This window comes from Enterobacter hormaechei subsp. hoffmannii (assembly GCF_001729745.1).
Lineage (GTDB): Bacteria > Pseudomonadota > Gammaproteobacteria > Enterobacterales > Enterobacteriaceae > Enterobacter > Enterobacter intestinihominis.
This window is the reverse complement of record NZ_CP017186.1, coordinates 3,084,505-3,096,355: the sequence shown is the minus strand read 5'-3', so window position 1 is coordinate 3,096,355 and position 11,851 is coordinate 3,084,505. Positions and strand designations below refer to the sequence as shown.

15 protein-coding genes are annotated in these 11,851 nt (G+C 54.7%); 11 read left to right on the top strand and 4 right to left on the bottom strand.

What is annotated here, in order from left to right; translation table 11 throughout:
- The first annotated feature begins 112 nt into the window (after positions 1–112).
- The 8 genes from cvpA (at position 113) to hisP (ending at position 7,159) form a co-directional block, all read left to right on the top strand.
- Positions 113–601: a colicin V production protein gene (gene cvpA, locus BFV65_RS14460; RefSeq protein WP_000262116.1), complete on the top strand. Its 489-nt coding sequence runs from the start codon at positions 113–115 to the stop codon at positions 599–601.
- 33 nt (positions 602–634) lie between these two features.
- Positions 635–2,152 (top strand): amidophosphoribosyltransferase, encoded by a 1,518-nt coding sequence (gene purF / locus BFV65_RS14455; protein WP_008502595.1) that lies wholly within the window; start codon positions 635–637, stop codon positions 2,150–2,152.
- A gap of 89 nt (positions 2,153–2,241) precedes the next feature.
- On the top strand, positions 2,242–2,811 hold the full coding sequence (locus tag BFV65_RS14450; protein ID WP_015572254.1) for a UbiX family flavin prenyltransferase: 570 nt from the start codon (positions 2,242–2,244) through the stop codon (positions 2,809–2,811).
- Between the two features lie 290 nt (positions 2,812–3,101).
- Positions 3,102–3,884, top strand: a complete 783-nt coding sequence (gene argT, locus BFV65_RS14445) for a lysine/arginine/ornithine ABC transporter substrate-binding protein ArgT (protein WP_046619057.1) — start codon at positions 3,102–3,104, stop codon at positions 3,882–3,884.
- Positions 3,885–4,108: 224 nt separating this feature from the next.
- Positions 4,109–4,891, top strand: a complete 783-nt coding sequence (hisJ, locus tag BFV65_RS14440) for a histidine ABC transporter substrate-binding protein HisJ (protein ID WP_003861421.1) — start codon at positions 4,109–4,111, stop codon at positions 4,889–4,891.
- An 88-nt stretch (positions 4,892–4,979) separates the two neighbouring features.
- Positions 4,980–5,666 (top strand): histidine ABC transporter permease HisQ, encoded by a 687-nt coding sequence (locus BFV65_RS14435; RefSeq protein WP_006811404.1) that lies wholly within the window; start codon positions 4,980–4,982, stop codon positions 5,664–5,666.
- Entirely contained in the window at positions 5,663–6,376 is a 714-nt protein-coding gene (locus tag BFV65_RS14430; RefSeq protein ID WP_003861424.1) for an ABC transporter permease, read from the top strand. Before BFV65_RS14435 ends, BFV65_RS14430 begins: the two co-directional genes overlap by 4 nt.
- 9 nt (positions 6,377–6,385) lie before the next feature.
- The gene (gene hisP, locus BFV65_RS14425; protein ID WP_003861426.1) at positions 6,386–7,159 is read left to right on the top strand and encodes a histidine ABC transporter ATP-binding protein HisP; all 774 of its coding nucleotides are present in this window, start codon (positions 6,386–6,388) and stop codon (positions 7,157–7,159) included.
- A 140-nt stretch (positions 7,160–7,299) separates the two neighbouring features.
- Here hisP and BFV65_RS14420 read toward each other — a convergent pair whose 3' ends face one another.
- The 4 genes from BFV65_RS14420 to yfcG form a co-directional block, all read right to left on the bottom strand.
- Positions 7,300–7,809, bottom strand: a complete 510-nt coding sequence (locus tag BFV65_RS14420; protein ID WP_063853425.1) for a GNAT family N-acetyltransferase — start codon at positions 7,807–7,809, stop codon at positions 7,300–7,302.
- A 44-nt stretch (positions 7,810–7,853) separates the two neighbouring features.
- On the bottom strand, positions 7,854–8,747 hold the full coding sequence (locus tag BFV65_RS14415) for a TIGR01777 family oxidoreductase (RefSeq protein ID WP_023300635.1): 894 nt from the start codon (positions 8,745–8,747) through the stop codon (positions 7,854–7,856).
- A gap of 13 nt (positions 8,748–8,760) precedes the next feature.
- Complete coding sequence (folX, locus tag BFV65_RS14410; protein ID WP_003861432.1) at positions 8,761–9,129, bottom strand: dihydroneopterin triphosphate 2'-epimerase; 369 nt, start codon at positions 9,127–9,129, stop codon at positions 8,761–8,763.
- 75 nt (positions 9,130–9,204) lie between these two features.
- Entirely contained in the window at positions 9,205–9,834 is a 630-nt protein-coding gene (yfcG, locus tag BFV65_RS14405) for a GSH-dependent disulfide bond oxidoreductase (RefSeq protein ID WP_022648841.1), read from the bottom strand.
- A 140-nt stretch (positions 9,835–9,974) separates the two neighbouring features.
- Between yfcG and yfcF the strand changes: the two genes are divergently transcribed.
- Genes yfcF through yfcD form a run of 3 tightly spaced genes read left to right on the top strand, consistent with a single transcriptional unit; the run spans position 9,975 to position 11,849 of the window.
- Complete coding sequence (gene yfcF, locus BFV65_RS14400; RefSeq protein WP_023300634.1) at positions 9,975–10,619, top strand: glutathione transferase; 645 nt, start codon at positions 9,975–9,977, stop codon at positions 10,617–10,619.
- A 56-nt stretch (positions 10,620–10,675) separates the two neighbouring features.
- Positions 10,676–11,227: a phosphodiesterase gene (gene yfcE / locus BFV65_RS14395; protein ID WP_023300633.1), complete on the top strand. Its 552-nt coding sequence runs from the start codon at positions 10,676–10,678 to the stop codon at positions 11,225–11,227.
- Positions 11,228–11,282: 55 nt separating this feature from the next.
- The gene (gene yfcD / locus BFV65_RS14390; RefSeq protein WP_006811396.1) at positions 11,283–11,849 is read left to right on the top strand and encodes an NUDIX hydrolase YfcD; all 567 of its coding nucleotides are present in this window, start codon (positions 11,283–11,285) and stop codon (positions 11,847–11,849) included.
- Positions 11,850–11,851 lie beyond the last annotated feature (2 nt).

The following is an 11,851-nucleotide window of genomic DNA, read 5'->3' as shown; positions in this document are numbered from 1 at the left end:
TTCAGCGCCTTTTTTATTTACGCGTGGGAAGGAAATCCCTACGCAAACGTTTTCTTTTTCTGTTAGAATTCGCCCCGAACTGGATGACAGGGCGTTTAATCGTGGGACACATATGGTCTGGATTGATTACGCCATCATTGCGGTGATTGGTTTTTCCTGTCTGGTTAGCCTGATCCGTGGCTTTGTTCGTGAAGCGTTATCGCTGGTAACCTGGGGTTGTGCTTTCTTTGTTGCCAGTCATTACTACACTTACCTGTCTGTCTGGTTCACGGGCTTTGAAGATGAACTGGTCCGAAACGGAATCGCCATCGCGGTGCTGTTTATCGCGACGCTGATTGTCGGCGCTATCGTCAATTACGTGATAGGCCAGCTGGTCGAGAAAACCGGTCTGTCAGGAACGGACAGGGTGCTCGGCATCTGTTTCGGCGCGTTGCGAGGCGTGCTGATTGTGGCCGCGATCCTGTTCTTCCTGGATACCTTTACCGGGTTCTCCAAAAGTGAAGACTGGCAAAAATCGCAGCTCATTCCGGAGTTCAGCTTCATCATCAGATGGTTCTTTGACTATCTGCAAAGCTCGTCGAGTTTCTTGCCCAGGGCATAAACCCTGAGATGTGGCTTAACGAGGAAAAGACGAATGTGCGGTATTGTCGGTATCGCCGGTTTCATGCCGGTAAACCAGTCGATTTATGACGCGTTAACGGTGCTTCAGCACCGTGGGCAGGATGCTGCGGGTATCATCACCATTGATGCAAACAACTGCTTCCGTTTACGCAAGGCGAACGGCCTGGTAAACGATGTGTTTGAAGCCCGCCATATGCAGCGTCTGCAAGGTAATATGGGGATCGGTCACGTTCGTTATCCTACTGCTGGTAGTTCCAGCGCCTCTGAGGCTCAGCCTTTTTACGTTAACTCCCCGTATGGCATCACGCTTGCCCACAATGGCAATCTGACCAATGCCCACGAGCTGCGTAAAAAGCTGTTTGAAGAGAAACGTCGCCACATTAATACCACCTCTGATTCTGAAATCCTGCTCAATATCTTTGCCAGCGAGCTGGATAACTTCCGCCATTATCCGCTGGAAGCAGACAACATTTTTGCCGCCGTTGCCGCGACTAATCGCCAGATCCGTGGCGCGTACGCTTGCGTGGCGATGATTATCGGTCATGGCATGGTGGCCTTCCGCGATCCAAATGGCATTCGCCCGCTGGTGCTCGGCAAACGTGACCTCGGCGATGGCCGTTCCGAGTACATGGTTGCCTCCGAAAGCGTGGCGCTGGACACGCTGGGCTTCGAATTCCTGCGTGATGTCGCGCCAGGCGAAGCGGTCTACATCACCGAGAAGGGCCAGCTGTTTACCCGCCAGTGCGCCGACAATCCGGTGAGCAACCCGTGCCTGTTCGAATACGTTTACTTCGCGCGTCCGGACTCGTTCATCGACAAAATTTCCGTTTACAGCGCGCGCGTCAACATGGGGACGAAGCTGGGCGAGAAGATTGCCCGCGAGTGGGACGATCTCGACATCGACGTCGTGATCCCAATCCCTGAAACCTCCTGTGATATCGCGCTGGAAATTGCCCGTATTCTGGACAAGCCGTACCGTCAGGGCTTCGTGAAAAACCGCTACGTTGGCCGCACCTTTATCATGCCGGGCCAGCAGCTGCGTCGTAAGTCCGTACGTCGTAAGCTGAACGCTAACCGTGCCGAGTTCCGCGACAAGAATGTGCTGCTGGTGGACGACTCCATTGTGCGCGGCACGACGTCTGAGCAGATCATCGAGATGGCGCGTGAGGCCGGGGCGAAGAAAGTATATCTCGCCTCCGCAGCGCCGGAAATTCGCTTCCCGAACGTGTATGGCATTGATATGCCAACCGCTAATGAGCTGATTGCGCATGGCCGAGAAGTGGATGAGATTCGCCAGATCATCGGGGCCGACGGCCTGATTTTCCAGGATCTGAACGATCTGATCGATGCGGTGCGCGCCGAGAACCCGGATATTCAGCAGTTCGAATGCTCGGTATTCAATGGGATCTACGTGACAAAAGACGTAGACCAGCAGTATCTCGACTACCTTGATTCTCTGCGTAACGACGATGCGAAAGCCGTCCAGCTGCAAAACGATCTCGAAAGCTTAGAGATGCACAACGAAGGTTGATGCTCCGGCAAGTGAGGGGGCTCGCCCTCACTTGCAACTCCCCGTAAAATCCTGCACAGTCAGCCCTGAAATCAGCAAGGGCAAAAATCATGAAACGACTCATTGTAGGGATCAGCGGTGCCAGCGGCGCGATTTATGGCGTCCGGCTGTTACAGGTGCTGCGTGACGTTGCAGGCGTAGAAACCCATCTGGTGATGAGCCAGGCGGCGCGTCAGACCCTCTCTCTTGAAACCGATCTCTCTCTGCGCGACGTTCAGGCGCTGGCTGATGTTGTCCACGATGCCCGCGATATCGCCGCCAGCATCTCTTCGGGCTCGTTTAAAACGGCCGGCATGGTTATTTTGCCCTGTTCGATTAAAACCCTCTCCGGTATCGTAAACAGCTATACCGACACGCTGGTGACGCGTGCGGCGGACGTGGTGCTGAAAGAGCGTCGTCCTCTGGTGCTCTGCGTGCGGGAAACGCCGCTGCACCTGGGACATCTGCGTTTAATGACGCAGGCAGCCGAACTGGGAGCTGTGATAATGCCGCCGGTCCCCGCGTTCTATCATCGTCCACAAACGCTGGACGATGTCATCAACCAGACCGTTAACCGCGTGCTGGATCAGTTCGATATAGACCTGCCGGAAGATCTCTTTACCCGCTGGCAGGGGGCGTGAGGCTGTGCACAAACAAGGTGCATGAAATGACTGTTTGCCCTGTTTCAGGGCAAAACTGCAACCGCGATCATATCCTCGACATTTAATCCGCTTTTTCCCTTTTTCTCTTTCCGGTTCGTTCGGCAGACCTGCTATCTTTCACCATTAAGGCAGTATCGCAACGTTTTATTAACATATTTAACGTCGTAGTTTTAACCCGACGACAATGTGGCATAAGACCTGCAAGAGCAGCCTGCAACACAACACACAACATAAACCATAATAAAATCACGGTTCTTGAGGGTAAATGTATGAAGAAGACGGTTCTGGCTCTGTCTTTGCTCGTGGGCTTGAGTGCAGCAGCAAGTAGCTATGCAGCGCTACCACAGACAGTTCGTATCGGTACAGACGCAACCTACGCGCCATTCTCCTCCAAGGATGCGAAAGGCGATTTCGTGGGGTTTGATATCGATCTGGGAAATGAGATGTGCAAACGCATGGAAGTGAAATGCACATGGGTGGGCAGTGACTTTGACGCGCTGATCCCGTCGCTGAAAGCCAAGAAAATCGACGCTATTATCTCTTCTCTCTCCATCACGGAAAAACGTCAGCAGGAGATCGCCTTCTCAGAGAAGCTCTATGCTGCCGACTCACGTTTGATTGCCGCGAAAGGCTCGCCAATCCAGCCGACCATCGACTCGCTGAAAGGCAAACATGTTGGCGTGCTTCAGGGCTCGACCCAGGAAGGTTACGCCAATGCTAACTGGCGCGAGAAAGGCGTCGATGTGGTCGCTTACCAGAACCAGGATCTGATCTACTCTGACCTGGCGGCAGGCCGTCTGGATGCCGCGTTTCAGGATGAAGTCGCCGCGAGCGAAGGCTTCCTGAAACAGTCTGCGGGTAAAGAGTACGCCTTTGCCGGCCCGTCGGTGAAAGACAAAAAATACTTTGGCGACGGCACCGGTATTGGCCTGCGTAAGGATGATACCGAGCTGAAAGCCGCCTTCGACAAAGCGTTTAATGAGCTGCGTAAAGACGGTACCTACGACAAACTGGCGAAGAAATACTTCGATTTCAACGTCTACGGTGATTAATACCTGAATGAGATGCACTGATGTGGTGCATCTTTAGGGGGAGTGTTCCAGTATGGTGCAATCAATGCACCATATTGGACCGCCGTGTGCATAGTTAAGCATTTTAAATGCAAAAATTCCCGTTCAGAGGCATTAATCTTTGCCTGAGTGAGGGGATTAATGGCACATTAACGGCACCCCGGGGTCGTAAAATCTCGTATTTAGACAGTTTGTTGAGGACAGATATGAAAAAACTGGTGTTGTCACTTTCTCTGGTACTGGCCTTTTCCAGCGCCACCGCAGCATTCGCAGCCATTCCGCAGAAAATTCGTATTGGGACTGACCCAACCTACGCGCCTTTCGAATCGAAAAATGCGAAGGGGGAACTGGTCGGTTTTGACATCGATCTGGCTAACGAGCTGTGCAAACGCATTAAAGCGCAATGTACCTACGTTGAAAACCCGCTGGACGCGCTAATCCCGTCCCTGAAAGCGAAAAAAATTGACGTGATCATGTCCTCCCTGTCTATCACCGAAAAACGTCAGCAGGAGATTGCCTTCACGGACAAACTCTACGCGGCTGACTCACGTCTGGTGGTGGCGAAATCCTCTGACATTCAGCCAACCCTTGAATCTCTGAAGGGCAAACGCGTGGGCGTGTTGCAGGGTACGACGCAGGAAACCTACGGTAACGAGCACTGGGCGCCAAAGGGGATTGAAATTGTCTCTTACCAGGGTCAGGAAAACATCTACGCAGACCTGACGGCAGGCCGTATTGACGCGGCATTCCAGGATGAAGTGGCGGCAAGCGAAGGCTTCCTGAAACAGCCTGTGGGTAAAGATTACAAGTTCGGCGGTCCGTCCATTAAGGACGAAAAACTCTTTGGCGTTGGCACCGGTATGGGCCTGCGGAAAGAAGACAACGAACTGCGTGAAGCCCTGAACAAAGCGTTCGCCGAGATGCGCGCGGACGGCACCTACGACAAGCTGGCGAAAAAGTACTTCGATTTTAATGTTTACGGCGGCTAATCGCCCCGTCTGATAACGTGCGGCCCCTCCCGTTGCGGGAGGGGAAAAGACACGGTTCCACCACTCACGAGACGACAGGGCACGCGGTATGCTGTACGGATTTTCTGGCGTTATTTTACAGGGCGCGCTTGTCACCCTTGAGCTGGCTATCAGCTCCGTGGTGCTGGCGGTGCTGATAGGCCTGGCGGGCGCGGGGGCAAAGTTATCCGCCAACAGACCGCTGGCGCTGATATTTGAAGGCTATACCACGCTGATTCGCGGCGTGCCTGACCTGGTGCTGATGCTGCTGATCTTTTATGGCCTGCAAATCGCACTTAACGGCGTCACGGATGCCATCGGCATGGATCAGATCGATATCGACCCGATGGTGGCCGGTATTATTACCCTTGGTTTTATCTACGGTGCTTATTTCACTGAGACCTTTCGCGGCGCTTACATGGCCGTGCCGAAAGGGCACATTGAAGCGGCGACCGCCTACGGTTTTACCTCCTCACAAACGTTTCGCCGGATCATGTTCCCGGCCATGATGCGCTACGCGCTGCCGGGCATCGGTAACAACTGGCAGGTTATTCTCAAGGCAACGGCGCTGGTCTCTCTGCTGGGTCTGGAAGATGTGGTGAAGGCCACGCAGCTGGCGGGTAAAAGTACCTGGGAACCGTTCTACTTTGCGGTGGTCTGCGGCGTAATCTATCTGGTCTTTACGACCGTCTCCAATGGTGTGCTGCTTCTGCTCGAACGTCGCTACTCCGTGGGTGTGAAGAGGGCTGACCTGTGATTGAGATTATTCAGGAGTACTGGAAATCCCTGCTGTGGACGGATGGCTACCGCTTTACTGGCGTGGCGATCACGCTGTGGCTGCTGATCTCCTCGGTGGTCATGGGCGGCATTCTGGCGGTGTTTCTCGCCATTGGCCGCGTGTCGAACAATAAATTTATCCAGTTTCCGATCTGGCTGTTCACCTACGTGTTTCGCGGTACGCCGCTGTACGTGCAGCTGCTGGTGTTCTATTCCGGAATGTACACGCTGGAGATCGTGAAAGGCACCGAGATGCTGAACGCGTTCTTCCGCAGCGGTCTGAACTGTACGGTGCTGGCGCTGACCCTTAATACCTGCGCCTATACCACCGAAATCTTCGCCGGGGCCATTCGTTCCGTGCCGCACGGTGAGATTGAGGCGGCGCGCGCGTACGGCTTCTCCTCCGTGAAGCTCTATCGCTGTATTATTTTGCCTTCAGCGCTGCGCATTGCGCTGCCGGCGTACAGCAACGAAGTGATTTTAATGCTGCATTCAACGGCACTGGCGTTTACCGCCACGGTGCCGGATCTGTTAAAGATTGCCCGCGATATTAACTCTGCCACCTACCAGCCGTTTACGGCGTTTGGTATTGCGGCAGTGCTCTATTTGATCATTTCTTACGTCCTGATCAGCCTGTTCCGTAAGGCTGAAAAACGCTGGTTGCAGCATATAAAACCGTCGACGCACTGAGAATTTATGATGGCTGAGAACAAATTAAACGTAATTGATTTGCACAAGCGCTACGGCGAACATGAAGTGCTGAAAGGGGTGTCGCTGGAGGCTAACGCGGGCGACGTGATCAGTATTATCGGCTCATCAGGTTCGGGTAAAAGTACCTTCCTGCGCTGCATCAACTTCCTCGAAAAGCCGAGCGAAGGATCGATTGTGGTGAGCGGACAGAACATCAACATGGTCCGTGATAAAGACGGTCAGCTTAAAGTAGCGGATAAAAACCAGCTGCGCCTGCTGCGCACACGCCTGACCATGGTATTCCAGCACTTTAATCTCTGGAGCCACATGACGGTGCTGGAGAACGTGATGGAAGCGCCGGTTCAGGTGCTCGGCTTAAGCAAGCAGGAAGCCCGCGAGCGTGCGGTCAAATACCTGGCGAAAGTGGGTATCGACGAGCGGCAGCAGATCAAATATCCGGTGCACCTGTCAGGGGGACAGCAGCAGCGTGTTTCCATCGCCCGCGCGCTGGCGATGGAGCCGGAAGTATTGCTGTTTGACGAACCGACTTCCGCGCTGGATCCTGAACTCGTTGGCGAAGTGCTGCGCATCATGCAGAAGCTGGCGGAAGAGGGCAAAACGATGGTGGTGGTGACGCACGAGATGGGCTTTGCCCGTAACGTTTCTAACCACGTTATCTTCCTGCATCAGGGCAAGATTGAGGAGCAGGGGCATCCGGACGAGGTGCTGGCGAACCCGCAAAGCCCGCGTTTGCAGCAGTTCCTGAAAGGCTCGTTGAAGTAGGTTTGGCCTTTCTCCCTCTCCCTGTGGGAGAGGGCCGGGGTGAGGGCATCAGGCCGCAGAGCCGCCCAATTGCCCGGTGGCGCTTCGCTTTCCGGACCTACAAAAACCGTAGGCCGGGCAAACGCAGTGCCGCCCGGCATTCAGACCGCACCACACTCCAGCCGATACACCCAGTCGTCATACCGTACGCCGTTAATCTCGTACGCCTTCTCCAGTACCTGCGTGCGCACAAAACCTGCTTTCTCAAGAACCCGCACCGACCCGCCATTATCCGCCAGCACGTACGCGTTTATCGCCTTCACGCCCGTCTGGTTAAATGCATACTCACACACCGCCCGCAGCGCCTCGCTGGCAATGCCTTTTCCCTGCGCGTCAGGCACAACCGTGTAGCCAATATCCGCCTCTTCACGGTTCGCCGCACTGATTTGCAGGCCGATATCCCCGAGCGGCGTAACGTCGTTATGCAGACGGATCACAAAGACATGCTCCGCCATCAGGCGCGCGGCAAATACGCGGCGCGTCTCTTTTTCAGGCATGATAGCGGCCATATAGCGCATGATGTTGGGGTCTTCGCGCAGAGAGCGAAAGAACGCCCAGTCAGAAGGTTCGAAAGGGGTGAGGTGAAGCCGGGTTGTGGTGATGGTTGCCATAGTTACGCCATATCATCCAGAGATGGCGTATGACTCTAACATATTCACTGCACCACATCCCCCAGCGCCTCTTCCAGGTCATACCAGCGGAACGTAAATCCGGCCGCTTCCAGCCGTTTTGGCAGCGCGCGCTGGCCGCCCAGCACCAGCACCGAAGATTCGCCCATCAACAGCCGAATCGCCGTCGCAGGCACGCGCAGTACCGCCGGGCGATGCAGGGCATGACCCAGGGCGTGAGCAAACTGTTCATTACGTACGGGGTAGGGAGATACCATGTTAAACGGCCCGCGCAGGTCGTTATCCAGCAGCCAGAGAATACCGTTGACCATATCGTCGATATGGATCCACGCCAGATACTGACGACCGTTGCCGATGGGCCCGCCAAGCCCCATTTTAAACGGCGGCAACATTTTACCGAGAATACCGCCTTTCGGAGCAAGCACCACGCCGGTGCGCAGCAGGCAGACGCGGGTGTTATCGCTCTGCGCCCCGCAGGCAATGCGCTCCCACTGGGCGCAGAGTTTATGGGTAAACTCGTTGTGCGGCGGCTCTTCTTCGGTCACCACCACTTCACCGAGATCGCCATAATAGCCTGTTGCAGAGCCGGAAATCAGCACCGAGGGCGGCATCTCGCTGTTACGAATCAGCTCAACCAGCCTTTCGGTCATGTTCCAGCGGCTGCTGCATAAACGCTGTTTTTGCTCTTCGGTCCAGCGTTTATCAGCGATAGGCTCGCCTGCGAGGTTGATGACGGCGTCAAAGCCGTTCAGATCCTGCCGTTCCGCCAGGCCTTTCCAGATCTCAACGCCGGTGCCCAGCACCTGGCGCGCTTTTTCCGGGCTGCGCGTGACCACGGTAATGTCGTGATGCAACGCCTGCAAACGTGGAATGAGATGGCGACCAATCAGCCCCGTACCGCCGGTGAGCAGGATCTTCATACAACCTCCAGGTTTACGCCTGGCGCTGCCAGCTTAACGTCATGGAGACGGAGTCGGCGTAGCGCAGGGCGTGAAGTTTATCGATCTCCACTTCAGCATAAGTGACCCAGTGGTGTTCGCGTGCGATGTCGAGCACATCCTGAGTTAATTTTTCCAGTAGCGCAAAACGGTTGTTCTCAACGTACTGGATGATGCTTTTGGTGATCGTGCGATAGTTCAGCGCGTCATTGATGTCTTCGCTGGCGCGCGCCTTGTCTGCCGGGTAATGGATCACGACATTCACCACGATATCCTGGCGATTCGCGATCTCCTCCTCTTTGATACCAATGAATGTGCGTAAGCGTAGGTTTTTTATACGAATAATAGCGTCATGCTGGGACATTGCAGGTCTTCTCCGTGTCAGTATTTTTACCTCATCATACATGAGGAGAACACCTGCACCCAACGGGGCACAGGCTCAAATCTGATGGATTTTTTGCATGGCGCGTTCGGTTGCCGGGCGGGTCCGGATGCGCTCAAACCAGTTGTTCACCGCCGGATAAGTGGCCAGGTCGATCCGGTGGCGTTCATGGGTGTTGATCCACGGCCAGCAGGCGATATCTGCGATGCTGTAATGCTCACCTCCCAGCCATGGTGATTTTTCCAGCCGACGGTTCAGGACCCCGTACAGGCGCTGGGTTTCGACCTGATATCGCTCAATGGCGTAAGGGATCGTCTGCGGCGCATAGGCGGTAAAGTGATGATTCTGCCCCAGCATCGGCCCCAGGCCGCTCGACTGCCAGAATAACCATTGCAGCGTGTGATGACGCTCGCGCAACTCCCCGCTCAGGAGCTTGCCGGTTTTCTCTGCCAAATAAAGCAAAATCTCTCCGGACTCAAACAGGCTTAACGGTTTGCCCCCGTCAGAAGGCAGGTTATCAATGATGGCCGGAATTTTATTGTTGGGCGAGATGGCCAGAAAAACGGGGCGGAACTGATCGCCTTTGCTGATATCCACGCGAATGATCCGGTAGTCCAGTTCGGCTTCTTCAAGAAAGAGGGTGATCTTATGGCCATTAGGGGTGGGGGCATAATAGAGATCTATCATTCTCAACTCCTGTCAGTGCGAATAGTGTTGCCATGAAAAATCAGTATAGGTGCTTGTTGTAAATCGTGAGTTTTCATCAAGTGACAGCGAGGCAAAGAGATTATATGTTGAGTGAAAACCGATCAGCCGATGAGGATGTTATGAGCCAGCCTGTAATAACGTTGTGGTCCGATGCGAACTTTTTTTCTCCTTATGTCATGAGCGTTTATGTGGCGCTGGCAGAAAAGGGGCTAACTTTTAGTCTGAAAACCGTTGACCTGGACAGCGGCGAACATCTAAAGCCTCAGTGGCAGGGCTACGCGCTCACCCGCCGTGTCCCTGTGCTGGAGATTGACGGTTTTGAGTTGAGTGAATCCTCAGCGATTGACGAGTACCTTGAAGACCGCTTTGCCCCACCAGAGTGGGAACGCATCTATCCTCACGATCTGCAAAAGCGCGCCCGCGCCCGCCAGATCCAGGCGTGGCTGCGTAGCGACCTGGTGCCGATTCGCACAGAACGCTCCACGGACGTGGTGTTCGCTGGCGTCAAAAAGCCCGCCCTCAGCGAGGAAGGCTTATCCAGCGCCCGGAAGCTGATTGATACCGCGTCATCGCTGCTGTCACAGGGTAACCCAAACCTGTTTGGCGAGTGGTGTATTGCCGACACCGATCTGGCGCTGATGCTCAATCGCCTTATCCTCAACGGCGATGACGTCCCACAGCTACTGGTGGATTACGCCACCTTCCAGTGGCAACGCGCGTCGGTACAGCGCTATCTGGCACTCTCTGCTAAGCGCGCGGGCTGATAAGACGGGGCGCTTGAGGTATGATAGGGGCAGTCTGAATTCCCGAGGAGTAACTGATGAAACTGATGTTTGCGTCGGATATTCATGGATCGCTGCCCGCGACCGAACGCGTGTTATCTCTGTTTGCCCAAAGCGGGGCGCAATGGCTGGTGATCCTGGGCGATGTGTTAAACCACGGCCCACGCAATGCGTTGCCGGAAGGGTATGCTCCCGCGCAGGTGGCGGAAAAACTTAATCATTTTGCCTCGCGCATTATCGCCGTTCGCGGCAACTGCGACAGCGAAGTTGACCAGATGCTGCTGCAATTTCCCATCACCGCTCCCTGGCAACAAGTGTTGATGGAAAACAGCCGTTTGTTCCTGACCCACGGGCACCTGTTCGGCCCGGATAACCTGCCGTCACTCGCCGCTGGCGATGTCCTGGTTTATGGTCATACTCATATTCCGGTGGCGGAAAAACGCGGGGCGTTTTACCACTTTAACCCCGGGTCTGTCAGCATTCCTAAAGGCGGTAACCCGGCAAGCTACGGCATGTATGAAGACGGGACATTAAGCGTTATCGCACTTAATGATCAGCAAGTTATTGCGCAGATAGCGATTAATCCGTAAGTTACACCACAACTGCAAACGCGCCGAAAGAGCGCTTAGACGAGAAGGTTTCCCGATGGTGGAGCAGAATCATTTGGCAAGTACTGAGTGGGTTGACATTGTCAGCGAAGAGAATGAAGTGATCGCGCAGGCCAGCCGCGAACAAATGCGTGCGGAGCGTCTGCGTCACCGCGCGACTTACATCGTTGTTCATGACGGCATGGGCAAGATTCTGGTCCAGCGTCGCACCGACACCAAAGATTTTCTTCCTGGTATGCTGGATGCCACAGCGGGTGGCGTCGTGCAGGCCGATGAAGTATTGCTGGATTCCGCGCGTCGTGAAGCGGAAGAAGAGTTAGGTATCGCTGGCGTGCCGTTTGCCGAGCACGGACAGTTTTATTTCGAAGATGAGCATTGTCGCGTCTGGGGCGGGCTGTTTAGCTGCGTTTCCCACGGACCTTTCGCCTTGCAGGAAGAGGAAGTGAGCGAAGTGTGCTGGATGACGCCGGAAGAGATCACCGCGCGTTGTGACGAATTCACGCCGGATTCCCTTAAAGCACTGGCGCTGTGGATGACCCGCAACGCCAAAAACGAATCCGCTAAACCGGAAAATAAGGCGGAAAAAGAGGAAGAGGCTGAGTAAGC